This is a genomic window from Oligella sp. HMSC09E12 (assembly GCF_001808505.1).
Lineage (GTDB): Bacteria > Pseudomonadota > Gammaproteobacteria > Burkholderiales > Burkholderiaceae_B > Oligella > Oligella urethralis.
On record NZ_KV793514.1, the window covers coordinates 23,744 to 49,937 of the forward strand.

Annotated in this window: 24 protein-coding genes and 1 tRNA gene; 8 read left to right on the forward strand and 17 right to left on the reverse strand. The window is 44.8% G+C overall.

Annotated features, from left to right (window positions below; all coding sequences use genetic code 11):
- Nucleotide 1 precedes the first annotated feature (1 nt).
- Nucleotides 2-385: a DUF2069 domain-containing protein gene (locus tag HMPREF3179_RS00210; protein WP_036557578.1), complete on the reverse strand. Its 384-nt coding sequence runs from the start codon at nt 383-385 to the stop codon at nt 2-4.
- Nucleotides 386-501: 116 nt separating this feature from the next.
- Here HMPREF3179_RS00210 and HMPREF3179_RS00215 point away from each other — a divergent pair, with 116 nt between their 5' ends.
- Nucleotides 502-1,782 (forward strand): YihY family inner membrane protein, encoded by a 1,281-nt coding sequence (locus HMPREF3179_RS00215; protein WP_070469224.1) that lies wholly within the window; start codon nt 502-504, stop codon nt 1,780-1,782.
- Between the two features lie 39 nt (nt 1,783-1,821).
- Here the strand turns inward: HMPREF3179_RS00215 and yfaE are convergent, their stop codons facing one another.
- The 5 genes from yfaE to HMPREF3179_RS00240 form a co-directional block, all read right to left on the reverse strand.
- Entirely contained in the window at nt 1,822-2,145 is a 324-nt protein-coding gene (yfaE, locus tag HMPREF3179_RS00220) for a class I ribonucleotide reductase maintenance protein YfaE (RefSeq protein WP_036557582.1), read from the reverse strand.
- Entirely contained in the window at nt 2,142-3,275 is a 1,134-nt protein-coding gene (gene nrdB, locus HMPREF3179_RS00225) for a class Ia ribonucleoside-diphosphate reductase subunit beta (RefSeq protein WP_036557583.1), read from the reverse strand. The genes yfaE and nrdB overlap by 4 nt, the downstream gene beginning before the upstream one ends.
- A gap of 88 nt (nt 3,276-3,363) precedes the next feature.
- Nucleotides 3,364-5,655: a class 1a ribonucleoside-diphosphate reductase subunit alpha gene (nrdA, locus tag HMPREF3179_RS00230; RefSeq protein ID WP_070469225.1), complete on the reverse strand. Its 2,292-nt coding sequence runs from the start codon at nt 5,653-5,655 to the stop codon at nt 3,364-3,366.
- A 257-nt stretch (nt 5,656-5,912) separates the two neighbouring features.
- Nucleotides 5,913-6,962 carry a tRNA dihydrouridine(20/20a) synthase DusA gene (dusA, locus tag HMPREF3179_RS00235; protein ID WP_083290653.1) on the reverse strand — a complete coding sequence of 350 codons (1,050 nt, stop codon included), beginning with the start codon at nt 6,960-6,962 and terminating at the stop codon, nt 5,913-5,915.
- A gap of 6 nt (nt 6,963-6,968) precedes the next feature.
- Nucleotides 6,969-8,753, reverse strand: coding sequence for a ClcB-like voltage-gated chloride channel protein (locus HMPREF3179_RS00240; RefSeq protein WP_070469226.1), 1,785 nt, complete (start codon nt 8,751-8,753; stop codon nt 6,969-6,971).
- A gap of 147 nt (nt 8,754-8,900) precedes the next feature.
- On the opposite strand from HMPREF3179_RS00240, the gene HMPREF3179_RS00245 reads away from it, so the two are divergent.
- Genes HMPREF3179_RS00245 through HMPREF3179_RS00255 form a run of 3 tightly spaced genes read left to right on the forward strand, consistent with a single transcriptional unit; the run spans nt 8,901 to nt 11,453 of the window.
- The gene (locus HMPREF3179_RS00245) at nt 8,901-9,875 is read left to right on the forward strand and encodes a homoserine kinase (protein WP_070469227.1); all 975 of its coding nucleotides are present in this window, start codon (nt 8,901-8,903) and stop codon (nt 9,873-9,875) included.
- A 9-nt stretch (nt 9,876-9,884) separates the two neighbouring features.
- A complete protein-coding gene (locus HMPREF3179_RS00250; protein WP_070469228.1) occupies nt 9,885-10,670 on the forward strand; it encodes a BPSS1780 family membrane protein in 786 nt (261 codons plus the stop codon).
- Between the two features lie 51 nt (nt 10,671-10,721).
- On the forward strand, nt 10,722-11,453 hold the full coding sequence (locus HMPREF3179_RS00255; RefSeq protein WP_036557590.1) for a M48 family metallopeptidase: 732 nt from the start codon (nt 10,722-10,724) through the stop codon (nt 11,451-11,453).
- Nucleotides 11,454-11,458: 5 nt separating this feature from the next.
- Here HMPREF3179_RS00255 and truA read toward each other — a convergent pair whose 3' ends face one another.
- From truA to rph, 9 genes are all read right to left on the reverse strand, one after another.
- The gene (gene truA / locus HMPREF3179_RS00260) at nt 11,459-12,274 is read right to left on the reverse strand and encodes a tRNA pseudouridine(38-40) synthase TruA (RefSeq protein WP_070469229.1); all 816 of its coding nucleotides are present in this window, start codon (nt 12,272-12,274) and stop codon (nt 11,459-11,461) included.
- Between the two features lie 294 nt (nt 12,275-12,568).
- The gene (asd, locus tag HMPREF3179_RS00270; RefSeq protein WP_070469231.1) at nt 12,569-13,690 is read right to left on the reverse strand and encodes an aspartate-semialdehyde dehydrogenase; all 1,122 of its coding nucleotides are present in this window, start codon (nt 13,688-13,690) and stop codon (nt 12,569-12,571) included.
- 106 nt (nt 13,691-13,796) lie between these two features.
- Nucleotides 13,797-14,876 (reverse strand): 3-isopropylmalate dehydrogenase, encoded by a 1,080-nt coding sequence (leuB, locus tag HMPREF3179_RS00275; RefSeq protein ID WP_070469232.1) that lies wholly within the window; start codon nt 14,874-14,876, stop codon nt 13,797-13,799.
- A 71-nt stretch (nt 14,877-14,947) separates the two neighbouring features.
- Nucleotides 14,948-15,595: a 3-isopropylmalate dehydratase small subunit gene (gene leuD / locus HMPREF3179_RS00280; RefSeq protein ID WP_048768827.1), complete on the reverse strand. Its 648-nt coding sequence runs from the start codon at nt 15,593-15,595 to the stop codon at nt 14,948-14,950.
- A 2-nt stretch (nt 15,596-15,597) separates the two neighbouring features.
- On the reverse strand, nt 15,598-17,004 hold the full coding sequence (leuC, locus tag HMPREF3179_RS00285) for a 3-isopropylmalate dehydratase large subunit (protein WP_070469233.1): 1,407 nt from the start codon (nt 17,002-17,004) through the stop codon (nt 15,598-15,600).
- Nucleotides 17,005-17,168: 164 nt separating this feature from the next.
- Nucleotides 17,169-18,572 (reverse strand): type I glutamate--ammonia ligase, encoded by a 1,404-nt coding sequence (glnA, locus tag HMPREF3179_RS00290; protein WP_036557609.1) that lies wholly within the window; start codon nt 18,570-18,572, stop codon nt 17,169-17,171.
- A 110-nt stretch (nt 18,573-18,682) separates the two neighbouring features.
- A complete protein-coding gene (hemW, locus tag HMPREF3179_RS00295) occupies nt 18,683-19,921 on the reverse strand; it encodes a radical SAM family heme chaperone HemW (protein ID WP_070469234.1) in 1,239 nt (412 codons plus the stop codon).
- Complete coding sequence (gene rdgB, locus HMPREF3179_RS00300; protein WP_048768836.1) at nt 19,918-20,538, reverse strand: RdgB/HAM1 family non-canonical purine NTP pyrophosphatase; 621 nt, start codon at nt 20,536-20,538, stop codon at nt 19,918-19,920. The genes hemW and rdgB overlap by 4 nt, the downstream gene beginning before the upstream one ends.
- 18 nt (nt 20,539-20,556) lie before the next feature.
- The gene (rph, locus tag HMPREF3179_RS00305) at nt 20,557-21,306 is read right to left on the reverse strand and encodes a ribonuclease PH (protein WP_048768839.1); all 750 of its coding nucleotides are present in this window, start codon (nt 21,304-21,306) and stop codon (nt 20,557-20,559) included.
- A 111-nt stretch (nt 21,307-21,417) separates the two neighbouring features.
- Here rph and HMPREF3179_RS00310 point away from each other — a divergent pair, with 111 nt between their 5' ends.
- The 4 genes from HMPREF3179_RS00310 (at nt 21,418) to HMPREF3179_RS12610 (ending at nt 23,241) form a co-directional block, all read left to right on the forward strand.
- Nucleotides 21,418-22,416, forward strand: coding sequence for a YicC family protein (locus HMPREF3179_RS00310; protein WP_246824312.1), 999 nt, complete (start codon nt 21,418-21,420; stop codon nt 22,414-22,416).
- Between the two features lie 61 nt (nt 22,417-22,477).
- A tRNA-Val gene (locus HMPREF3179_RS00315) sits at nt 22,478-22,554 on the forward strand.
- A gap of 78 nt (nt 22,555-22,632) precedes the next feature.
- A complete protein-coding gene (locus tag HMPREF3179_RS00320) occupies nt 22,633-22,932 on the forward strand; it encodes a nucleotidyltransferase family protein (protein WP_053087532.1) in 300 nt (99 codons plus the stop codon).
- A 171-nt stretch (nt 22,933-23,103) separates the two neighbouring features.
- Nucleotides 23,104-23,241, forward strand: a complete 138-nt coding sequence (locus tag HMPREF3179_RS12610; protein WP_161797543.1) for an antitoxin VbhA family protein — start codon at nt 23,104-23,106, stop codon at nt 23,239-23,241.
- A gap of 529 nt (nt 23,242-23,770) precedes the next feature.
- Here HMPREF3179_RS12610 and HMPREF3179_RS00325 read toward each other — a convergent pair.
- Together HMPREF3179_RS00325 and HMPREF3179_RS00330 are read right to left on the reverse strand one after the other, a co-directional pair.
- Entirely contained in the window at nt 23,771-24,055 is a 285-nt protein-coding gene (locus tag HMPREF3179_RS00325; protein ID WP_048768843.1) for a hypothetical protein, read from the reverse strand.
- Nucleotides 24,056-24,395: 340 nt separating this feature from the next.
- Entirely contained in the window at nt 24,396-26,189 is a 1,794-nt protein-coding gene (locus tag HMPREF3179_RS00330; RefSeq protein ID WP_070469236.1) for an acyl-CoA dehydrogenase family protein, read from the reverse strand.
- Nucleotides 26,190-26,194: the final 5 nt, after the last annotated feature.

Here is a 26,194-nt window from a genome sequence, read left to right on the forward strand (position 1 = left end):
GCTATTGACCCGCTCTTTTGCGCTGTTTGGCCACACGCTTGGCCGGTCGTACATACATGATCGTGGCAAAAAATACGATCATCGCCAATAAGGTTTCAACTAAGGCTAGCTGCTGCGACAGTGTCGTGGTATCACTCATCCAGCGTACTACTCCCTCCATCAGATAAAGTAAAATCATCATGGAAGTCCACTGCATCGTGTATAAGCTACCGCGCCATAAACCATACAATGGAAATAATAACGGTAAGGCCTTTAGCACTAGTAATGTGCCGCCCGGCTCAACTGGACTTAGGATCCACTCCCAAAGCACACAAAGTATAAATAATAAGGCCGTGCCGATAAAGGCGATATATCGATAATGTGGGTTTAAAGGTATCGTGCTCATAAGGCTAAGACGGTTATACTGATAGCCTATTGTATGCTATATTTTTAGGCTGCGTGAGCGGCGGCTTAAATAAATTATCCGCCATCAACTAAATCACACCTACTAGAGAAGAAACCATGAGTTTACCTGCGATGGAAAAGAACACGCCCCAACCACCAGCGGCTGAAGAAAGCTTTTCCGATGACAGTATTTTTATTATGAATCAGCGCGACTCTCGCGGGGATTGGCGCTTTTATAAAGACGTATTGCTGCTTGCGCTTTCTCGCTTACTCAATGAGGGCTTAACGAGCAAGGCTGCCAGCCTCTCTTACACCTCCATAACCTCAGCCGTGCCTTTATTAGCGGTGGTACTGGCTTTATTTACGGCCTTTCCAATTTTTAATGACTTTAAGTTTTATTTGGATGAGTTTTTAAGTCGTAGTCTGTTCCCTGAGAGCATTTCTAATCAAGTCCTATCCTACCTAAATAGTTTTGCTGATGCGGCAACCCGGTTGACAGCCATTGGTACCATATTTTTATTTGTCACCTCCATTTTGTTGATGATGACCATTGAGGATGCCTTAAATCAGATTTTCCAAATCAAAAAGCCACGTCCACTATTTCAGCGCATTTTAGTATTTTGGGCGATTTTATCGGTAGGGCCTTTTGCCTTAGCGCTTAGTTTGTGGGCTAGTGCCATGTTTTTACAACAAACGATGGTGGCAGGCTTCTCCTTTTTGAAAAGCTTAATTAGCTTTATTGTGCCCGTTATCTTCTCTGGCTTTTTAATGAGTTTATTTTATTTGATGGTGCCTAATCGTCGTATTAAATTCCGCGATGCGATGGTGGGTGGTTTTTTTGCCGCCATAATCTTTGAAATAATGCGCAACGGCTTTACCCTTTACCTTAGCTATTTCCCGACCTATACCCTGATTTATGGTGCCTTTGCTATTTTGCCAATCTTTTTGATCTGGGTTTATATGTCTTGGCTAGTGTTATTGTTGGGCGCCTATATTGTTTCTTTGATGCCGCAAATCCGTCGTGGTGTGATTGCTAAGGATAGCCATTCTGGCGCCCGGCTACTGCTTGCTATCAAAGTCATCCGTGCCCTGAATGAAACCAGGCAGCAGCAACCCGGACTTAGCGAATCCCAACTGATGGCGATGATTCCAAGTAACTATTTGAATATTCACAATGTACTGGAGGCCTTAGCCGATTTAGGCTATGTGATGCGCGGTACTGATAGTAAAGAAGGGGTATGGGCCTTGGTCTGTAGCGATCAGCAGTCGCTAAAACCCTTAATTGACTGCTTTTTATTCGATAAAAATATGGCGCAGGTGCTGAGTGATGAACGTATCTACGCAGCGGTACAAAAGACGATTGATAATGAAGACGTACCCGTCAGTGCGATCTATTAAAAGCATCAGCCCGGAACACAATTGTTCCGGGCTGTTAGCTTAGAAGAGCTTAACTAACGACTCATCCCACGCCTCTGAGTTTGCCTCATCGCTATGATTGCGGTTATTTGTTAAGACCTCAACATCCACCCTCGCCTCCGGTGCTGGGCGGCAGCAACAAGGCAGTACCTCATCCGGATTGATGTAAGCCAAGGGCTCAATGAGGTACTCCACCTGACCATCAACTAAGGGGGTACGACATGAGCCGCAGTAACCTGCTCGACATTGATACTCAACCACATAGCCTTGACGTTCTAGACCCTCAAGCATGGTCTCACCGCTTAAGAGTTCAAAGCTACCGTCCCATGTATAGACTCGACTCATAACTCAAAGCCTGATAAGTCGTCTGGGTTAATTTCAGCATCAATTTGACCGATAAGGTAGGAACTGATTTCTACCTCTTGTGGGGCTACCTGTACATTATCCGAGGATAACCAAGCATTAATCCAAGGAATGGGGTTTTGGGTAGCGCCTTCAAAGGCAGGTTGAAGACCCACCGCCATCATGCGTGTATTGGTAATGTACTCCACGTACTTACATAAAATATCGCGGTTTAGACCAATCATCGAGCCGTCCTTAAATAAATAAGCAGCCCATTCCTTTTCCTGTTCGGCCGAGTCTTTGAACATTTGAAAGCATTCCTGCTCAAGTTCTTTGGCAATATCGACCATTTCCGGATCGTCTTGACCACTCCGCATTAAGTTCAGCATATGCTGGGTGCTCACCAGATGCAGGGCCTCATCACGTGCGATTAATTTAATAATCTTCGCATTTCCCTCCATCAGTTTTCTTTCGGCAAAGGCAAAGGAGCAAGCAAAGCTCACATAGAAACGAATGGCTTCTAAAATGTTGACCGACATGAGGCAGAGATAAAGCTTTTTCTTAAGCTCTCTAAGACTGACGCTCTCCTGCTTGCCATTTAGCGTATGCGTACCCTCACCAAAGAGTTGATATAAGGACACAGTGCGGATTAAATCATCATAGTATTTCGAGATATCACGCGCACGCTCTAAAATATGCTCATTGCTGACAATACCATCAAATACCACGGAGGGATCATTGATGATATTACGAATAATATGGGTATAAGAGCGAGAGTGAATGGTTTCTGAGAATGACCACGTCTCAATCCACGTCTCTAACTCCGGTAGCGACACAATCGGCAAGAAGGCCACATTTGGACTACGCCCTTGAATGGAGTCAAGCAAAGTTTGATACTTTAAATTAGAAATAAATATATGCTTTTCATGCTCAGGCAAATTTGCATAATCAATTCTATCCTGTGAGACGTCGACTTCTTCCGGACGCCAGAAGAAGGATAATTGCTTTTCAATGAGCTTTTCAAACACCTCAAATTTTTGCTGATCGTAGCGCGCCACATTCACACTCTGACCGAAAAACATCGGTTCTAAAAGCGCATTATTGGGGGTTTCATTAAAGGTACTATATAGCATAAAAACTCGAATAAAAAACTAGTGGAGGCACTTAAAGAAGCCTTAGCTAAAAGCAGTCAGTTTAAGTGCCGTCTATGAATGAAGCAGATTAAATTTTGCACGCACCGCTTGCGCAATCGTCGTCTTCAGCACCGCTCATCGTGACTAAATCACCTTGATCATCTTGTGCGCCGTCGCGCGTGTTATGGTAGTACAAGGTTTTAAGACCGTATTTATACGCATTGAGTAAATCCTTTAATAATTCACTCATGGGCACACGACCACCAGCAAAACGTGACGGGTCATAGTTAGTGTTAGCAGAAATGGCTTGATCGACAAACTTCTGCATAATACCGACTAAACGTAGGTAGCCGTCATTGGATGGCATTTGCCATAAGGTCTCGTATTGATGCTTTAAGCGACGATATTCCTGTACCACTTGACGTAACACACCGTCTTTGGAAGCCTTAATCGTGATCAGTCCGCGCGGTGGTTCAATCCCGTTAGTGGCATTAGAAATCTGACTTGAGGTTTCTGAAGGCATCAAGGCCGTTAAGGTTGAGTTACGCAAACCGTGAGTTTTAATTTCTTCGCGCAAAGATTCCCAATCCAAATGTAAAGGCTCTTGGCAGAATGCGTCAATATCCTTTTTATAAGTATCAATAGGCAAAATGCCTTCGGCATAGCTTGTTTCATTAAAGGCTAAGCAAGGACCAAATTCCTTAGATAAATTCATTGATGCCTTTAACAAATAGTACTGAATGGCTTCAAAAGTACGATGAGTTAAGGCATTACCACTGCCGTCGGAGTAGCGAGCGCCGTTCTTAGCTAAATAATATGCAAAGTTAATCACGCCGACACCCAGAGTACGACGATTCATGGTGGCAATTTTCGCCGCTTTAATTGGATAGTCTTGATAGTCTAGTAAAGCATCTAAGGCACGTACAATCAAATCCGCTAAATGCTCTAATTCATCTAGAGACTCAAGCGCACCCAAGTTAAAGGCAGATAGCGTACATAACGCAATCTCGCCCTTTTCATCATTAATATCATCTAAAGGCTTGGTCGGTAACGCAATCTCTAAGCATAAATTCGATTGACGCACCGGTGCCACCTGCGGATTAAATGGGCTATGCGTATTACAATGGTCAACGTTTTGAATATAAATACGACCCGTACCAGCCCGCTCTTGCATCATTAGGGAGAATAAGTCGGCAGCTTTAACCGAACGCTTACGAATTGACTCATCCTGTTCGTACTGTACATATAAGCGTTCAAACTCATCCTGATCGGCAAAGAAGGCATCATATAAGCCAGGCACATCCGAGGGTGAGAATAAGGTGATATTGCCACCTTTAATCAGACGTTGATAGAGTAAACGGTTAATCTGTACACCGTAATCCATATGGCGCACGCGGTTTTCCTCAACCCCACGGTTATTTTTAAGTACTAATAAGGACTCAACCTCTAAATGCCACATTGGGTAGAATAAGGTCGCCGCACCACCACGCACCCCGCCCTGAGAACAACATTTAACCGCTGTTTGGAAGTGCTTATAAAACGGGATACAACCGGTATGCTGGGCTTCACCACCACGAATCGCACTACCCACCGCACGTATACGTCCGGCATTAATACCAATACCGGCACGCTGAGACACATAGCGTACGATGGCGGCACTGGTGGCATTAATTGAGTCCAGACTATCGTCACATTCAATTAAGACGCATGAACTGAATTGACGTGTGGGTGTACGCACCCCAGCCATAATGGGCGTCGGCAAAGAAATTTTAAAGGTGGAAATGGCATCATAGAAGTCTTTAACATACTGTAGCCGCGTGCTTTTAGGGTATTTTGAAAATAAGCAAGCAGCCACTAGCACATACAAAAATTGCGGACTTTCGAAGATCTCACCAGTCACGCGATTCTGTACTAAATACTTACCCTGTAACTGATTCACTGCCGCATAAGCAAAGTTTAAGTCGCGCCCATGCACCAAAAAGGAATCCATTTCATCAAATTCCGCCTCGCTATAGTCCTCTAGCAAGTGTGCATCGTAACGATTATCCGCAACCATCCTTTGTACATGCTCATACAATCGTGGTGGTTCAAACTCACCGTAGGCCTTTTTGCGCAAGTGGAAAATGGCTAAACGAGCAGCTAAAAACTGATAATCCGGTGCTTCTTCAGAGATTAAATCAGCGGCAGCTTTAATAATGGTTTCGTGAATATGCTCAGTTTTAATACCATCATAAAACTGAATTTGCGAACGTAACTCTACCTGAGAAACTGAGACATTATCCAAGCCCTCGGCAGCCCAATCTAAGACACGGTGGATTTTATCGAGATCAAGCGCTTCCTGACGACCGTCTCGCTTGGTCACCAAAAGAGATTTATTCATGAGCCAACCCTTAAAAATGGGCCTTTTGGACTTACTTCGCATCTGTGCCAAGCAAAGCCAAAAAACCTATATATAGTGAAAATATGTTTTTCAAAAACAATATGTAGTATTAGATGATAAAAGCACAGCAAAATCAAGTGAAATTAAGTGCTAAAGAATTTAAATTTTAACAGCCTAAATGCTTGACTTTTTGCGAATACAATTTAAGGAGTGCTAAGCACAGGTGGCTACGCCTTTTGAGCTGCACTATCAACTAATTAGTTTAAGTTTGAGCAAAAAAAACTGCTGTGTTTTTTGAACTCAGCGTAAGTCTTTAACAACAAATTTGGATCCGCTTTTTTAAGCAGACTCGCATCTGATAAGGTTCGACGCCATAATTTAGCCCCTTTTTGACCATTAAATAGACCAAGTAAGGGCTTGAACACAAATCGTAGTGGCACCCCTGCAGCATGCTGCCTCACGGCATAGTCATACATGCTTTGAATCAGGCTATCGGTATCAGGATGGTCGATATCCGGCCATAGCAAGCGACTGATTTCGCCAATGCGATAGGGTTCATGCCACGCTGCACGCCCGACCATAATGCCCTCAAAGCGTTGTGCTTGCTCAAACATCTGTGCCACTTCACTCAGACCACCATTTAAAATAAAGCGGGCCTCGGGAAAATCCTGCTTTAGCTGAGCCACCCATTGATAGCGTAAAGGTGGGATATCACGATTATCCTTTGGTGATAATCCCTTTAACACGGCATTACGTGCATGCACAATAAATACGCGAGTTGCGCTTTTTTGGATTAAGGTGCCGACGAAATCACGTACAAAGCCATAATCCTCACTGTAATCCAGGCCCAAGCGGTGCTTTACTGTCACCGGTATGCTGACTGCATCCTGCATGGCCTTGAGACAGTCCGCCACTAACTCACTCTCTGCCATCAGACAAGCACCAAAGGCACCCTTTTGTACCCGCTCCGAGGGACAGCCACAATTCAAATTAATTTCATCATAGCCCCATGCCGCACCGAGCTTTGCAGAATGCACTAAATCTGTGCGCTCACTACCACCTAATTGTAAGGCCACCGGATGCTCTTCTTGATTAAACTGTAAATGCCTGGCCACATCGCCATAAACTAAGGCACCGGTAGTTACCATCTCAGTATAAAGTAAGGCCTTAGGCGCTAATAAACGATAGAAAAAACGCGCATGCCTATCGCTCACATCCAACATCGGTGCGATGGATAAGCGCCAAGGCTTAGCGGCCGACTCATACAATGACTGCTGAGCGACAGTGTTTAAAATACAATTACTCATCAAAAACTAGGCACGTATAAAGGGATTCATTTTGATTTCACTACTTTTATCGATGGATTTTTTTATCTCACTATAGCGACGTAGCACTTCGGATTTATAAACCACACCCATCAAATGCGGCGGATCGGCAAAATCCAATACCGGTAAACGCTCACCATTATAAGTGACGAAAGCGTCCTGCACTTCATCTAAGGTCATTCGCAAATGTAAAGGCTCCAAATAGGTGCGTGAGATTAAATGCGCAGGGATAGGCTCCTCTAGATTTAAGGCACCTAAGAGGCTACGGGTAATGTCTTTATGCGCCAGAACACCTAAAAATTCATTTTTATCATTAATCACATAAAGATAACGCACACTGAGTTCAGTAAATAAATCAATGGCTTCACCCACCAGCGTATCGGCATGAATCACATTTTCAGGCTTTTTGTTAATCAGTTGCTCAATGCGGACATTACTCAAGCGATGACGTAAGCGGATATCCTCTTCGCGGTTCGTGGTGACGTTAAACATCACTAATCCTTTGATGCGACGTGCTAGAAAAGCAGCGCTAACGCATGCAAAAACCACCGGCACCACTAAGGATTGGTTATAAGACATCTCCACCATCATAATAATGGCCATTAAAGGCGCACTGGAAGCAGCGGATAAAAATGCCCCCATACCGAGAATCACAAAAACCGGACTGTAATAATGCAATTCGGGAAAGACAAGCATCGCCGTGTTAAGGCTTAACAAGGCGACAGCTGCACCGATAAACATAATTGGTGTAATGACCCCGCCGACCGCACCAGAGCCGACGGAAACTAAGGTCGCCGCCACTTTTAAGAATAAAAACATGGCTAATAACTGCCAGTTCCAATCGGCTCCATGAATTAAGGTAGAAACAATCGAATCACCATTGCCCGCTAGACGAGGATCGTAAAGTAAAAAGACGCCGACCACTAAACCGGCTAAACTCATGCGAAGTGGCAATGGTAAGGGGATAAACTTGAAACCCTTTTTAGCCCAGTCCAAGGTTTTTAAAAAAAGTGGCGATAAGATCCCACCTAATAAACCGACCAGCACAGCAGCAATTAATAGTTCAGCGCTTAAGGAAATTTCTAAATTCACCTCATAGGCTAAATAATGACTACCGAAATAACGTGTTGTCAGATGGGCCGTCATGGCAGCTAATAATAAAGGCGCAACGATCACCATGGACATGCTACCAACCACAATCTCTGCCACAAATAAGGCCCCAGCAATGGGCGTATGGTAGGCGGCAGACACAGCACCGGCTGCGCCGCATGCAACAATTAAGCGTAATTGCTTGGCATCCATAAAGAAAAAACGACCAATGGCCGAGGAAATCATGGAGCCCATATGAATCATCGGTCCCTCACGACCGATGGAAAAGCCAGCGGTGATCACGGTCAGGGAGGACAGAATACGCAAAACGCCTTGCTTAATTGAAAGACGACCATCGCCAAGCGCAACCGCCTCCATGTAGTCGGAGTTGGTGTCAGTCTTAATCCGAGCCGACCAAGTTAACAACAAGCCACCAACTAAACCCGCAAGACTTGGATAAAGCAAGGTCTGCCAGGTACTGTATTGACTGACGATATCACTAATGCTGCCACTCCTACCCACCATCAACCACTGTAAGAGCTTAACCCCTTGAAAAAACAATAAGGTGGCCAAGGCGCCGATCACCCCCATCAATAAGGCCCAAAACAATAAGATGGCTTGGCTGTGAAAGACAGGACGACTACTTAGGCGTCGACGAAGATAATTTAAACGTCGCTTTATCATTGCGCTTGCTAATTGTGAGTAAAATAAACAATAAATCTAGGGTACGAGGCTGGCCTTGATTAGGATTTCGCAGCATAGACTGGTAAAATCACCCTAAAGTCATTATTTTACTAAGCATTTTCCATTTTATAAGATTAAATTAACTCTATGGCTGTTTTTACTCCCGTCTCTCCTGAAGCTGCTCAGAAGATTTTACAAGATTATGATTTAGGTGAGTTTGTGTCAATGCAAGGCATCACGGCCGGCATTGAAAATACCAATTACTTTTTGAGCACCACCCAGGGCGAGTATGTACTGACCATTTTTGAAGTACTGACACAGGAGCAAATCCCCTTCTACTTGGATTTGATGTATGGTCTTGGGCTCAAAAAGCAGGCGGTACCGATGCCACAAAAGCGTCGTGACGGTACCATTTGGGGCTTGTTTGAGGGTAAACCGATGTGTATTGTGGTGCGTCTCAACGGTGGTTGGGAAGCGCATCCGAGCGCTAGGCATTGTGAAATCGTGGCACGTGCTCAGGCTAGACAGCATATTGCCGCCTATGACCTACCCTTAAACCAGCCTAATTTACGTGGCTTAAGCTGGTGGCAAGAGACTTATCCAAAAATCAAAGAATTTCTTAGCCCTGCGCAACAGGATTTATATGCAAAATCATTAGCCGAACAGATAGAGATACAAAGCGACTATGCATGGCGTCAAATGCCCGGAGGTCCCTGTCACTGTGACCTGTTCCGCGATAATGTCTTATTTGACGGCACTTACGAGCACCCCAGTTTAGGCGGTGTGATTGATTTTTATTTTGCTGGGGTCGATCGCTGGTTGTTTGATGTCGCCGTTGCGGTTAATGACTGGTGTATTGAGCGCGAAAGTGGTGAATTAATACCTGAGTTAGTGGAGGCTTGGCTTAATAGCTATCACCAGGGTCGGTCCTTTACCGATGCAGAGCGAGCCTTGTGGCCAGTTGCACTACGAGCAGCAGCACTGAGATTTTGGACTTCTAGACTCTATGATTTTTATCTGCCACGCCCAGCGCAAAGCTTAAAACCACACGATCCTACACACTTTGAGCGCATCCTTAAAGCTCGTACCGATGGCGAAATTCCGCCTTTACCCATCCGCTAAGGACTGTTAATGCAAGCATTAAGACTTCCAGCAAGCGCCGGTTTCGACTGGCTTCTCAAGGGCTTTGCTATTTTCAAAAAGCGCCCTGCGTTTTTTCTTTTACTCGCCTTTATCTGGCATTTAAATACGATCTTTAGCATCCAGCTACTAGGGCTTTTTGGTTTATTTAGTGTGGCCTTGGTGCAGCCGCTATATGTCGCTTTTATTTTGCTATGTTGCCATCATATCAACGCAGGAAAGCGCTTTAGTCTAAATGAGCTAGTTGATGTTTTTAAGCAGGATAACATCCTGAAGTCGTTGCTAGTGGCTGGTTTTTTTTATGGGGGGATTTTTATCATCCTAAATATGTTTTTCACCCCCGCTTTGATTGAAGAAAGTGAGATGTCGCATCTCATCGATGCGCTCACCGCAGCCGAGATTACCGAGGAGTCGTATGCTGCTATCGCCAGCTCGATAAATGTCTTTGCTATCGTGGTGATGATCGTTTATTCGCTACTGATCACCCTAGTCTACTGGTTTGTCCCTTCATTAATTTTATGGAATGGCACTGAAGTTGTAAAATCTATTGTCTTTTCTGTGATCGGCGTGATGCGTAATTTAGGCGCCTTTGTCATGTTAGGCCTACCCGTTTTGCTTGGTGGCTATGTGATATGGAATTTAATTTTTGTTGCAATGTCATTCGGCGCTGTCGGCGCTTTTCTTGCATTTATACTGCAACTAATTTTAATATCACTACTAATGAGCCTTTACTGTGCCATGTATATTAGTTACAAACAAATATATCAAAGCGCTTAGTTTAGTGAAAGCGCTATTAATCTGAATTCAATTGACTGAGGAAATACAATCATGACTAAAAAGCTACTAGCAGCCGCCGCCATTAGTCTTAGCTTAACAGCCTGCCAAGGGATGGATATTGCCGGTATGATTGGTGCCGCTGGTACCTTGGCTAGCGCAGCTTCGATTGACGATGGTGAAATCCGAGCTTTAGGAGTGCGTACCCAACAAAAACTGGACGGTGAAAACAAGGTGGCTTCTGCCTCCAGTCCCTATACTAAGCGCTTAAATCGCATCACACGTAATCTTAAAAGCGATAGCGGTCATCAGTTAAATTATAAGGTCTATGTGACCCCTGAAATTAATGCCTTTGCCCTGCCAAATGGCGGTATTCGCGTCTATAGTGGTCTGATGGATAAAATGACGGATGATGAATTGCTTTATGTCATTGGGCATGAGGTCGGGCATGTGGTGCATGGTCACTCTAAGCAGCAAGCTCGCACCCAATTACTGAGCTCAGCAGCACTACAAGCGGTTGCTTCCAGTGGTTCGCCAGTCGCTGCCCTATCAAGTGGCGCCATCGGTCAATTAGGTCATCAGCTAATCAATGCGCAATACTCTCAAGCACATGAGTATGAAGCTGACGCCTACGGGCTTAAAGTCTTAAAAGCGCATGGCAAAGGCAAGGAGCCGGCTGTGTCTGCGCTACGTAAACTGGCCGCCCTAGGTGGCAATAACTCCAGCATCTTCGCCTCCCACCCTAACCCATCGGCGCGTGCGGATCGTATGGATAAGAGCAACTAAGCAAACTACGCATTCAGTAAGTGGTTCAGACTTTCAGCGAGTGTTAATTCGGGCAATAAGTGATTAATGCCCGAATGTTTTGGATAGGCAATATGGGCTAAATACAAACCATCCGCCATAAAGGTGGGGGCAGCGTATTTACGTGCGCGATGCGCCAGAATTTCAGCCATATACTCGGGTTGATATTTTCCCTTACCGACATAGACGAGAGAACCAACAATATTTCGCACCATATGATGTAAAAACCCGTCACCACGAACTGTAAAGATAAATAAATTACCCTGTTGACGAATACTTAAATCATAAATGGTACGGATCGGCGAATGCGCCTGACACTCTGAAGAACGAAAGCTACTGAAATCATGCGTACCCACTAGATAAGTAGCTGCTGCCTGCATTTGCTTTAAGTCTAAAGGCAAATGAAACCACCCCACTAAGCCATTGAGGAGTGCCGAAGCAACCGGGTGATTGCGCAAAATATAGATATAGGTACGGGCTTTGGCATCAAAGCGAGCATGAAAATCCGCCGCCACCTCGGTCGCCCATTTAATCCGTATATCCGGGGGTAAAAAGGCATTAACCCCGCGTACCCAGGAATTATCGCTACGGCTAGCATCCGTATCCAAATGCACTACTTGATTAATTGCATGCACGCCGGTATCGGTACGACCGGCGCAAATAACCTGCGTGGGTGTGGTAATAAATTGACTGAGGGCTGCTTCCACCGCCCCCTGCACGGTAGCACGTTCACTTTGAATTTGCCAACCCGAGTAGGCCTGCCCTTGATAGGAAATACCTAAAGCTATACGATGCTTAGCCATCAATCGCTATCCAAATCGAGATTGATTTCTTTAAGTTTGGCTCTAAACGCTTTAGCAGCTGGACTTTGATCGAGCTCGGAGGCAGCACGTGGCTTTGGCACTGTGCCGGACTTGTCACGCTGAGCTTCTGCGCAATTGCTCCGACCACTCGTTGATATTTTCTGAGCTAGAAAGACGAATAATGCAATCAAGACAACAAGTATCACTAAACTTATGGCGACATGGTCATTGATAAAAAGCAATAATTTCATCTTTCTAAAGGCTCAGACAATCAAATACTGAATCAGCTAGGATTTACAGCTCACCCAAGGCAATTCGTAACATACGGCGTAAAGGCTCTGCTGCCCCCCAAAGTAACTGATCGCCAATGGTAAAGGCACTAATATACTCCGGACCCATATTAAGCTTGCGTACACGACCCACCGGGATATCTAAAGTACCCGTTACCGCAATCGGTGTTAATTCACGCATCGTCACTTCGCGTTCATTCGGAATTAATTTGGCCCAATCACTACTGCTACTGATGATATCGTTGATCTCATCTAAAGGCACATCCTTTTTCAGCTTGAAGGTTAAGGCCTGACTATGACAACGCATGGCACCGATACGCACGCATAAACCGTCGATCGGAATCAGCTCATCACCGCTACGACCTAACACCTTATTGGTCTCAGCCTGCGCCTTCCACTCCTCACGTGATTGACCATTGTCCAACTGAGTATCGATCCAAGGAATTAAACTACCGCCTAAAGGTACGCCAAAGTTACTGTGTGGTAGGCTCTCATCACGTTGCGTAGCTAATACCTGACGATCAATGTCTAAAATAGCCGAGGCAGGATCATCTAATAATGATTGAACTGAGTTGCCGATAATGCCAAACTGCGTCAACAGCTCACGCATATGCTGTGCACCACCACCAGACGCTGCCTGATAAGTCATACTACTCATCCACTCAACCAGACCGGCTTTAAATAAACCACCAACACCCATTAACATACAGCTAACAGTGCAGTTACCACCGATAAAATCACGCACCCCCTTGCTCAGCGAGGCATCAATTAAATCACGGTTAATTGGATCAAGTACAATCACGGCGTCATCGTGCATGCGTAAGGCGCTAGCCGCATCAATCCAAATGCCATCCCAGCCCGCTGCGCGTAGCTTAGGGTACACCTCATTGGTGTAATCGCCACCTTGAGCAGTTACAATGATGGGTAATTTCTTAAGCGTGTCGATATCATAGGCGTCCTGTAAAGGCGCTGCGCCTTCAGCCCATTCGGGTGCGGCACCACCAACATTGCTAGTAGAGAAAAATACCGGTTCGATCAATTTAAAATCACCCTCATCGCGCATGCGCTGCATGAGAACCGAACCCACCATGCCTCGCCAACCGACAAGACCAACTGCTTTTGACATAGATTTGCTCACTTATAAAAATACTTAATCTGAAATAATATCATTATCACCCTAGCTGAGTAGATAATCGGCTTTAATTGTCACGATTAAATTGTACTGACAATGCTTAGTCCTGTAGCGCAGCTAATACCGCATCACCCATGGCTTTGGTGCCGACCTTGTTAGTACCTGCTTCATAAATATCGGCCGTGCGATAACCCTCAGCCAACACCTGACGCACTGCAGCCTCAATGCGCTGTGCGGGTGCTTCCAGATCAAAGCTGTAGCGTAACATCATAGCAGCAGAGAGAATTTGCGCCAAGGGGTTAGCAATATCCTGGCCAGCAATATCTGGTGCAGAGCCATGACTTGGCTCGTAAAGGCCCTGATTTTTTTCATTTAATGAGGCTGAAGGCAGCATACCGATAGAGCCAGTCAACATCGCCGCTTCATCCGATAAAATATCGCCAAATAAATTACCGGTCACAACCACATCCAATTCCTTAGGTGCACGCACGAGTTGCATCGCCGCATTATCCACGTACATATGATTTAACTCCACCTCGGGATAATGACGACTCTCATCAATCATAATATTGCGCCAAAATTGTGAGGTTTCGAGTACATTGGCCTTATCGACACTGAGTAAATTACCACGACGCTTTTTAGCCGCTTCAAAAGCAATTTTGGCAATACGACGGACCTCGCTATCAGCATAACGCATGGTATCAAAACCCTCGTCCTCACCTTGGAATGGCCCATCTTCTACCTTACGCACACCTCGTGGCGTACCGAAATAAATATCACCAGTTAATTCGCGTACAATGAGTAAATCTAAACCTGCGACCACTTCCGGCTTTAGAGAAGAAGCGTTTGCTAATTCAGGGTATAAAATGGCCGGGCGCAAATTAGCAAAAAGTCCTAAGGCCTTACGTAAGCCAAGAATTGCCTGTTCAGGACGTAAATGACGCGGCAAGGCGTCATACTTCCAATCACCCACAGCGCCAAACAAAATCGCATCTGCATTTTTTGCTAATTCCAAAGTGCGCTCGGGTAAAGGATGACCGTCTCTCTCATAAGCGGCACCGCCCACGGGTGCCTCTTCAAAACTCAGCTCCAAATCTAAGGCCTTTAGTACACGCAAAGCCTGCGCCATAATTTCAGGACCAATACCGTCACCGGGTAAAACTGCTACTTTAAAAGTCATAATTGATATCTTTTTATAAAATCAGACCTTAAATGCCTTAAGGTCTGTGGATTGATAATTGTCGTCTTAAATTAAGCCACAACGTTGGCAAGCCATGGTTTCTCAGCTAAGCGCTTGGCCTCATAGGCTTTAATTTTATCCGCTTCACGCAATGTTAGACCAATATCGTCAAGGCCGTTCAGTAGGCAATACTTTCTGAAACTATCAATGTCAAAATGATAGCTATCGCCTGAAGGAGCAGTAACCTCCTGCTGCTCCAAGTCAATCCGAAGCTCGTAGCCAGGATTAGCCTCAACCTCTGTAAACAGTTTGTCCACCTCAGCTTCATTTAAAATAATCGGTAATAAGCCATTCTTAAAACTGTTATTAAAGAAAATATCCGCATAAGATGGGGCAATAATGGCTTTAAAACCATATTGCATCAAAGCCCAAGGTGCATGCTCACGACTAGAACCGCAACCAAAGTTCTCCCGAGCTAATAAAATTGATGCTCCTTGATAACGATCTTGATTTAACACAAAATCCGGATTTAAAGGACGCTTCGTATTGTCCATACCCGGCTCACCATGATCTAAATAGCGCAATTCGTCAAATAAATTAGGACCAAAACCCGTGCGTTTAATGGATTTTAAAAATTGCTTGGGGATAATCAAATCCGTATCAACATTAGCACGATCTAAGGGAGCAACTAAGCCCTGATGAATAGTAAATGCGTCCATGCTTACTCTCCTAATTGACGAACATCAACAAAATGGCCACTAACCGCAGCCGCGGCAGCCATCGCCGGACTAACTAAATGGGTACGTCCACCCATGCCCTGACGCCCTTCAAAGTTACGATTAGAGGTCGAGGCGCAGCGCTCACCCGGCTCTAAACGGTCAGCATTCATCGCTAAACACATAGAACAACCCGGCTCTCGCCATTCAAAACCAGCCTCTAAGAAAATTTTATCCAGCCCCTCCGCCTCAGCCTGTTGTTTGACTAGGCCTGAACCGGGGACCACTAGCGCTTGAGTCACATTGGCGGCGACCTTTCTGCCCTTGGCAATCGCAGCAGCCTCACGCAAATCCTCAATACGAGAGTTAGTACAGGAGCCAATAAAGACTTTATCAATCCTAATCTCATTCATCGGCATATCGGCCTGTAAGCCCATATAGGATAAAGCGCGTTCAATACCTGAGCGCTTAACCGCATCACTTTCAGAAGCTGGATTAGGCACCTTGTCTTCAATACTTAAGACCATCTCCGGTGAAGTACCCCAGGTCACCTGAGGCCGAATATCGGCGGCATCAATTTCAATGACTTTATCAAAATGCGCACCCTCGTCAGACACCAAGGTCTTCCAGTAAGCGACCGCCTGCTCCCATTGCTCTGCATTAGGCGCATAAGGGCGTCCCTTGAAGTACTCAATGGTTTTATCATCCACTGCGACCATACCGGAACGAGCACCTGCTTCGATCGCCATATTACAGACGGTCATACGGCCCTCAACCGATAAATCACGAATAGCACTGCCACCGAATTCGATCGCATAACCAGTGCCACCGGCAGTACCAATCACACCAATCACATGTAGCACGAGATCTTTGGCACTACAGCCAAAAGGTAGTTTACCCTCGACCTTAATCAGCATGTTTTTATCTTTTTTCTTTAATAAGGTCTGCGTCGCTAATACATGCTCAACCTCGGAGGTACCGATACCAAAAGCCAAGGCGCCAAAGGCTCCATGGGTACTGGTATGAGAGTCGCCACAAACTACCGTCATACCGGGTAAGGTTGCGCCCTGCTCTGGACCACTCACATGCACAATCCCTTGACGAATATCATCCATACCGTAACGAACGATTTTGTACTCGGTGCAGTTATTTTGCAAGGTATCGACTTGTAGCTTGGAAATCGGATCCGCTATCCCCTGTTCACGATTCACTGTGGGCACATTATGATCCTCTACCGCCAAATTGGCGCTAATGCGCCATGGCTGACGACCAGCCATTTTCAAGCCCTCAAACGCCTGCGGACTGGTAACCTCATGCAATAAATGACGGTCAATGTACAAAATACAGGTACCGTCTTCCTGTTGATGCACTACGTGCTCATCCCATAACTTGTCGTACAATGTTTTAGCCATGCTTATCTCCAAATGCTAAAAAACCTTCTTAAACAATTGTCCCAACTATTAAAAGGCGTAACAAGACAAATCGATATACTAGTACCAGTACTACTATACTGTACAAATACTTAAAAAGACGAGTCTTGATTCAAAACTCGTCCTTTACAATGGCTTAATTGAAATTAATAATACATTTCAAACTCAATGGGATGCGGCGTGACACGTAATCTATCCACCTCTTTCATCTTCAGCTCGATATAGGCATCAATCAGATCGTCGGTAAAGACGCCACCAGCCAACAAGAAATCACGATCGCCATCCAAAGCCTCTAAGGCCTGCTCCAAAGAAGAAGCCACGGTTGGCACCTTGACATCCTCTTCTGGGGGTAAATCATAGAGGTTTTTATCGGCTGGATCACCGGGATGAATTCTATTTTGAATGCCGTCTAAACCCGCCATTAATAAAGCGGCAAAACATAAATATGGATTTGCCAACGGATCTGGGAAACGCACCTCAATACGTCGTCCATTAGGGCTACTCACATACGGGATACGAATGGAAGCCGAGCGGTTACGCGCAGAATAGGCTAACTTCACGGGCGCTTCAAAATGCGGCACCAAACGCTTATACGAATTAGTGCCCGGATTAGTGATCGCATTTAAAGCACGTGCATGCTTAATCACGCCACCAATATAAAACAATGCCGTATCCGACAAACCGGCATAGCCATTACCCGAGAAGATATTCTGACCATCCTTCCAAATAGACTGATGCACGTGCATGCCCGAACCATTGGTTCCAAAAAGCGGCTTAGGCATAAAGGTAGCTGTCTTGCCGTAGATTTGAGCCAAACTATGGACAGTATATTTTAAAATCTGATTCCAATCCGCACGCTCAACCAAGGTAGAAAAACGAGTACCAATTTCTAATTGGGCGGTCGCCACCTCTGGGTGATGAATTTCTACTGGCACGCCCTGTTGCTCTAATAGTAAACAAGCCTCAGCCCTAAAATCTGCAAAGGCATCGGTCGGTGGTACTGGCGCATAACCACCTAAATGTCGTGGTCTAAAGCCGTTATTACGGCCATTCATCTCATCATTGCTAACCCAGGGACCCTGATCGGTAGTCACCTTAAAGCTGCAATGCTGTGGCTCTGCATTCCAGGTGATACCGTCAAAAACAAAAAACTCCGGCTCAGGCCCAAAAAAGGCCGTATCACCAATACCGGTAGATTTTAAATAGGCTTCAGCACGTCTAGCAACGGATCTAGGCGCACGCTCATAACCTTTAAGATCGACCGGGTCCAACACATCACAGCTCATGATTAAGGTGGTTTCCTCGCGGAAAGGGTCTAAACGCGCCGTGCTAGCATCCGGCACTAACAGCATATCGGAGGCCTCCACCCCCTTCCACCCGGGTATAGAGGAGCCATCAAAGGCGTAGCCCGACTCGAAATAGTCCTCGTCTAAATGTCTGGCCGGAATGCTCATATGATGCTCTTTACCTACGGTGTCGGTATAGCGTAAGTCCACAAATTTAACTTCGTGTTGACCAATAAGCTCAAGCACCTGGGTGGGGGTTGTCATGAAATTCTCCTGAAACAACAAATTTAATAGCTAACACTATATTATGAACGGTTTTGTGTGGAATTTTTTACAATTTGCTGAATTTTAATGTAAACAAATTTTAATGCGACTTAGTCCAAAAATATCGCCTGCAAATCATTTAAAAAACGCCAGCCTAAGTCAGTCGCTTTATATACCAAAGCGGAGTCTTCAAGTAATTGCTTATCGATGGCACGCTGCAAGGGCTTTTTCATCAGTAAAGACGAGAGACCGGTATGTTCCTCAAATAAGCCTACTGGCACCCCTTCTCTTAGGCGTAAGGCATTGAGCATAAACTCAAAAGGAATGTCTTCTGCTTGCAATTCACGCCATTCCACCTGATGCGAGCCATCTGCTTTAATTGCATTGTCCATCCAGTTTTGTGGTGAGCGTTGATTCATCGTCCGCACAATACGATCAGGGAAACTGATTTTGCCGTGGGCGCCGGGGCCGATACCAACATAATCACCAAACTGCCAATAATTCACATTGTGCCGTGCATAGGCACCTGCCTTGGCGTAGGCAGATACTTCATAATGCTCAAAGCCCTGTGCTGAAGTTAAGGCAATATTTTGCTCTAGCATCTCGTCCACCAAATCCTCCTCTGGCAGATTAGGAGGAGGATATTTAGCAAATACCGTATTTGCTTCGAGGGTTAGATTATAGAGTGATAAATGTTCAGTACCAAAAGCTAAGGCTTGCTGTAAATCGCGTTCATGATCTGACAAGCTCTGAGCAGGTAAGGCAAACATCAGATCCAGATTAATCCGTGGAAAATAGCGCTGTGCAATCTCAATCGCAGTCATAGCCTCTTCAGCACTATGAATACGTCCCAGCGTATGCAAATGCTCGTTATTAAAACTTTGAATGCCTAATGATAAGCGATTAATGCCGGCTGCGGCAAACTCCTTAAATTTAGTCGCTTCGACCGTACCGGGATTAGCCTCCATCGTAATTTCAATCGCGGGAACAATGCCTAAGAGATTTCTTAACATACTTAGCAAATGGTCCATGGCTTTTGCAGAAAGGAGGCTTGGGGTACCACCACCAATAAAGACGGTGTGTATGGTGCGTCCCCAAATATGCGGCAAATGATGTATTAAATCCGCTTCCAAGGCCTGTAAATAATGCGCTTCTGGAATACCACCCTGTAAGGCATGTGAATTAAAATCACAATAAGGACACTTTTGCACACACCATGGCACATGCACATAGAGCGACAAAGGTGGCAATGTCTCTACAAACTGTGGTCGTGCGCCACCTAATGAATCCCCTGGCTGAGAGGCTACCTTAGCTACGGTGGTGGAGCGGTGAATTGGAATGGTCTTCACTGCTGCGCTTCATCCATTTCTGCAATTAATTTTTTTAAAGCAGCGGCTCGATGGCTTAAACTATTTTTAAGTGTAGGCTCCATCTCGGCAGCCGTCAGGCCATAGTCAGGCAAATAAAAATGCGGGTCATAACCAAAGCCATTGGCTCCACGCGGTTCCTCCACAATCACCCCATGCCACCAGGACTGCGCCACTATAGGCGCCGGATCGTCAGCGTGTCGAACAAAGACAAGCACCGCTATATAGGCCGCTGATTTGTCGCTATGTGCTTGTAATTGACGGATTAAACAGGCGTTATTATTGGCATCTGACTTTGGCTCGCCGAATAAGGTCGCATAGCGTGCTGACATCACACCGGGAAAGCCTTTAAGCGCTGGCACAACGATACCTGAATCATCGGCAATCGCTGCTAAACCCGTCTCTTTACTGGCGTGACGTGCCTTGGCTAGGGCATTTTCCAAAAATGTATGAAAAGGCTCGTCACACTCGGCGACATGAAACTCGCCCTGCGCTCTGATGCTAATCCCATACTGATTAAATAAAGCGACAAACTCCTTGAGTTTGCCCTGATTATTTGAAGCTAAAACAATCTCATCAAGGGTAGTAAGTAAAGACATAAGCTGCTGATTAATCGGTTATAGTTGGGGCCAAGCGTCTTGCTGCACGCGCAATAGTTGGGCAATGCCCTTACCTGCTAGGCTCAATAAGGCATCTAATTCAGTTTTAGAAAAAACCTGTCCCTCAGCCGTGCCCTGAATCTCCACGTAGTGACCACTGCCTGTCATCACCACATTCATATCAGCATCACATGATGCGTCCTCTTCATAATTGAGATCCAGAATGGGGTGTCCTTGCCACATACCTACTGAAACCGCAGCAACACGGTCATTTAAGGGATTATCATCAATTTGCTTTTCCCTCAGCAGCTTCGATACAGCATCTGCCAAAGCAATCCAAGCACCAGTAATTGAAGCGCAACGGGTGCCACCATCGGCTTGAATCACATCACAGTCCAAATGAATCGTACGTTCACCGAGTTTAGAGAGATTTGTCACCGCACGCAAACTGCGACCGATTAAACGTTGAATTTCTTGAGTACGGCCGCTCTGCTTACCACGTGCCGCCTCTCGCTCAGAACGGCTATGGGTTGAACGCGGCAACATACCATACTCGGCAGTCACCCAACCTTGATTTTTGCCTTTTAAAAAAGGTGGTACCTTATCCAGCACACTGGCATTGCATAGTACGATTGTCTGCCCTACTTCAATCAGTACCGAACCCTCAGCATAAGGCGTAAAATTGCGAGTAATTTTAACCTGACGCATGGCAGAAATTTCACGTCCGGAAGGCCGTTGAATATCAATACTAAAGGGTGTGTTAGGCATAATTTCCTCGATAATTTTTACAAATATTCAGATATGCCATATTATAAGGCTTTATCGTGAGTTTTATACCATTGGCACCGCACTTTTAAGGGACTTAAAATGATTTCCAGCATGACTGCTTTTAGTAATGTCAAAACAGAGTTTGAATACGGCACACTTTCAGTGGAGTTGCGTTGCGTGAATAACCGTTATTTGGACTTGAGCTTACGCATGCCTGAAGATTTTAAAGTACTTGAAGAGCAGCTCCGAGAAGTACTTGCACAACATTTACAGCGTGGCAAAGCCGAATTAAAGATCAGCTTCAAACCTGCGCTTTTTGAGGAGCAAACTGAATTTAGTGCGGAGGCCATGACGCCGGTCTTAACAGAAATTAAAAAAGTACGGCAGTACTTTCCAGATATGCCGACGCCAGGCTTTACGGAGATTGTGCAATTAGCCAAAACAGCACAAGCCCTAGCACAAAGCTCGGAAGCTGAGCAAAATGAAGAAGCACAACGCTGGCAGTTAATTTATGAGCGTTGTTTAGACACGGTGCATTTAGCGATTAAGGAGTTCAAGGCTATGCGTTTAAGAGAAGGCGCTAGATTAGCTGATACTATGTTAGGCTACGCCGAAGCGATTCTAGCCCTAGTTACTCAACTTGAACTGCGCCAAGACGATTTAATCCAGGCACAAAAAGAAAAAATCCAACAACGTCTGACAGAAGCCCTACAAGCCGTTGCCCCTAATGGCTTTGAGCAAATATCGGGTGAAGAGCTATCTATGCGCATCGCCCAAGAAAGCGCCCTCTTTGGTATGCGTGTGGATATTGCCGAGGAAATCACACGCTTAAAATCACATACCAGTGAATTAAGCTCTTTATTAAGTAATAAACACGATGGGCCAAGCGCAGCTGAACTTCACCCAGAAGAAGTGACTAAGCCACTTCCAAAAAACAACACTAAAAATAAGCAAAGCCTGGGTAAACGTTTAGATTTCCTGTTTCAGGAAATGAATAGGGAAATCAATACCATAGGCTCCAAATCAGCATCCTTGGACAATACTAACGCCGTTATTGAAATGAAACTCCATGTAGAACAATTACGTGAACAGGCCTTAAATATTGAATAAAACGGCGGGTGAGTTTGACAAAATTAAAAGTACGCCCTATAATCATTTTCTTATCAAATATAGGCGGTTAGCTCAGTTGGTTAGAGCGCTACGTTGACATCGTAGAGGTCGCTGGTTCGACTCCGGTACCGCCTACCATTGCCTATATTGCATAGGATTGTATAGAACTGCATAAGCCCCATAAGACATTGATTTTATGGGGTTTTTTCTTTTGTTATGAAACCATCCGAACTTTTAAAACAAAACTACAGCAAATTGCTGGAGCTCTTTGCTAAATATCCAGAAATAGAAAAGGCAAGAGTATTTGGATCTGTATCACGAGGTGAAGATACGGAAGACAGTGATTTAGATATTATGATTACCTATCCTGTCGGAACATGCTTATTTACTTTAGGTGGCCTTCAAAATGACATTGAAGAGTTATTTCCTTCAATTAAAATTAATTTAATAAATGAGCGACATTATCCAGATACAGCAACATCCCTAATGAACTTAATCTATGAACGAAAACACTAAACATTTAAGATATTGAAAGGTTATGAAAATTATGCTGGATCATTACATCTTTTCTTTGTCAATATGATGTTTAAAAAGCAGTAAGGGACTAGTTATAATATTATTTTCAATTACGGAGTTTAAAGTGGGCAATCAAGCAGTATACACAGATTCTATTGAAGAAAGAAAAAAATATTAGATCAAGCTATAGGCTCATTAGCCTTAGAAGGTATAGTACCAACTGAAAGAACGCTTGAGGTTTTAAATAAGCTAGTGGAGAAGAAAATCACATCAGAAGAAGCTGTTAAGCTAGTTAATAACTTTGATTAAAATGAGTAAATATTCGCCGCAAGATAAGCATTCATATTTCTACCCTGATACAGAAATTCTTAAGAACAAAGAGAACATAAGAGATCAAGCAAAACTGACTGAACGTGAAAGCGCATTATATTTAATCGCCAGTTTTGACTTAAAGCAATCACGCTATCCAATACAGATTGAGTAAAGATAACGACGATTTAGAAAGATAATATTGGATATTCAAGATTATTTACAGGCTCTTTGCCGAAACATGCACTTACAGGCTCAGAATAATTTACGCACCAAGTCCCACATACCAATACCTAGATGGGATCATAAAAAGAATTTCACAAACCCCATAATGCTTTGATAATGTGGGGCTTTCTGTTTTATAGCATTATTATGTGCTAGAAATTTTGCTCACCCAAGCCCCTCAAGATGCCCTGTCCACTTCAATTTAAGCTTTGGCGGCATAAGGCCTAGCTAATCTTCATCACGATTACCATGGCGCTGAACGCACATAAAGTAATAGTAATTGAATGGTCGGAGTCCTACTAGCTTAAACGACTGCAACAGCAGCTAGGCTGAAGACAAAGGGTATGGATACCGCCCATAATACTACTCCTAAGACATCACCTACTCTAGCCATATCAATTGATTTGAGCTTAGATAAAAATGAGCTCGGACGGCGCTTGTAAAGCGTCACATAGTTGTGACTATACTGGTGGGTAAAGCTTGGATGCATGGATAAAGCATCCTGCACAGCATCATGCCGTGAAGCTTGTAACTGTGTATCGTTTTTGTTTACACTATAAATACTACGAATCGGCGCTTTACTAGACATAACTGACTCCTAAACCTGATTGACTTATAGGATTGCTAACAGGCATTGCCAATGGGTCTATCTGTGGTGGTTTGCTCAGTCTAAACTTTGCACATAAACAACTGAGCAAACCTATCAGGACCCTAAACCTGATAATCGAACAAAACTACTGTATCGATATCTAGTACTGTACACTTATACAGTAATTTTAGCAAGCTTATTTTTATCCTGCGTGCGGCTTGCGGTATTATTGCAACAAGTCGTTTAGCTAATCGTTTTGATGTCCACAAGTTAGCGCCATAAATAGCCAACGGGGACACAAAGGTCCCCGTTGATAGATCAGCAGCTATGCTTTGAGTGATTAAGCATCAAAATCAATACCCTCAAAGCTTCTTACACATTGCTCACTGTCAAATACAGCATTTGCTAATGCATCCACACGTGGCAAAATTTGTGCAGCGTAAAATAAGGCTGTTGCTATTTTATTATTGCCATTATCCAGCTCAGCGGCAACGAGCGCTTGGCGGGCTAATTGCCAACCAGTATGCATATAACCTGCCAACATTAAATAAGATACGCTGGCTGTAAACACCTGCCTCATAGCACGTTCAGCACCCAAGCTCAAAATGCTATCAACCACCTTAGCATAGGATTCTGCGGCAGCTTGTAGCGCTTTGCCGATGAACTTCAAGTCTGCATGCTGGTGAGCTGCCAAACGCGAAGCCGTCTCCAATATCTCTGCCACAAAGTATTTAGCCACAACGCCCTCGTCACGCATGGTCTTACGACCAATGATGTCATTTGCCTGAATGGCGGTCGTACCTTCATAAATTGGCAGAATGCGCGCATCACGGTACAGCTGTGCCACACCGGTTTCCTCGATATAACCCATACCGCCATGGACTTGCAGAGCCAATGAGGTAGCCTCTTGCGCCATTTCTGTCGCAAAGCCTTTAACAATTGGCACTAAATATTCATAAATCGCTTGATAATGCGCTCGTTGCTCGCTATCTTCATGATGCTTAGCCAGGTCCGCACAGCTCGCCGCATACAGGGCAGTGGCGCGACTACCTTCGGTTAGGCTTTTAATGGTCATCAACATACGACGTACATCGGGATGCTGATTAATCGCGACGGTATCACGATGACCGCCTTCAACCGCATTCCCCTGCAAACGTTCTTGAGCATAAGCCCAAGCCATTTGTAAAGCCCGTTCAGAGATTGCAGTACCTTGTAAACCGATAGCAAAGCGAGCTTCGTTCATCATCACAAACATATGGCGTAGACCGTCATTCTCTTCGCCAATGAGGTAGCCAATTGCGCCCTCGCCTACTTCACCCTGGTTGTCACCGAAAACCATCACGGCAGTAGGGCTACCATGAATACCTAGTTTGTGCTCAAGTGAGGCACACACCACATCATTGCGTTTGCCTAAGCTACCATCTTCATTGACCAGTAACTTAGGAACCACAAATAAAGAAATCCCCTTAACCCCGGCGGGAGCGTCCGGCGTGCGCGCTAAGACAAGGTGAATAATATTTTCTGAGGCATTGTGCTCACCCCAAGTAATAAAGATTTTTTGACCACTGATGCGATAACTGCCATCGTCCTGGCGTACTGCTCTGCTTTTCAAAAGCGCTAGGTCAGAACCCGCTTGAGGTTCAGTTAAGTTCATCGTTCCCGTCCAACGCCCCTCCACCATCGGTGGAATATATAATTGCTTCTGCTCTTCGGTGCCGGCTTGGTTGATTGCCTCAATACAACCATCAGTCAAAATTGGGCATAAGGCAAACGCCATATTAGCCGCGTTTAGATTTTCAAATAAAACGGTAGAAATGAGCTTTGGAAAACCTTGACCACCGAACTCAGGCCCATGCGCCAACGATTGCCATCCACCCTCGGCGAATAAGGCTAAGGCCTCTTTAAAGCCTTTGGATAAGCTCACTTCACCCTGCTCACAGCTTGGAAGATCCTGATCACCGACCACATTTAATGGCGCAATTTCTTCCTCAACTAAACGTGAATTTTCTTCGATAATGGCATCAACCAAATCATCGCTAATCTCTTCGTAAGCCGACAAGGCTTGGATCTGCTCCAATAAACCCATCACTTTAAGATTAAAATTAATATCATCGACAGGTACTTTGTAACTCATACCCC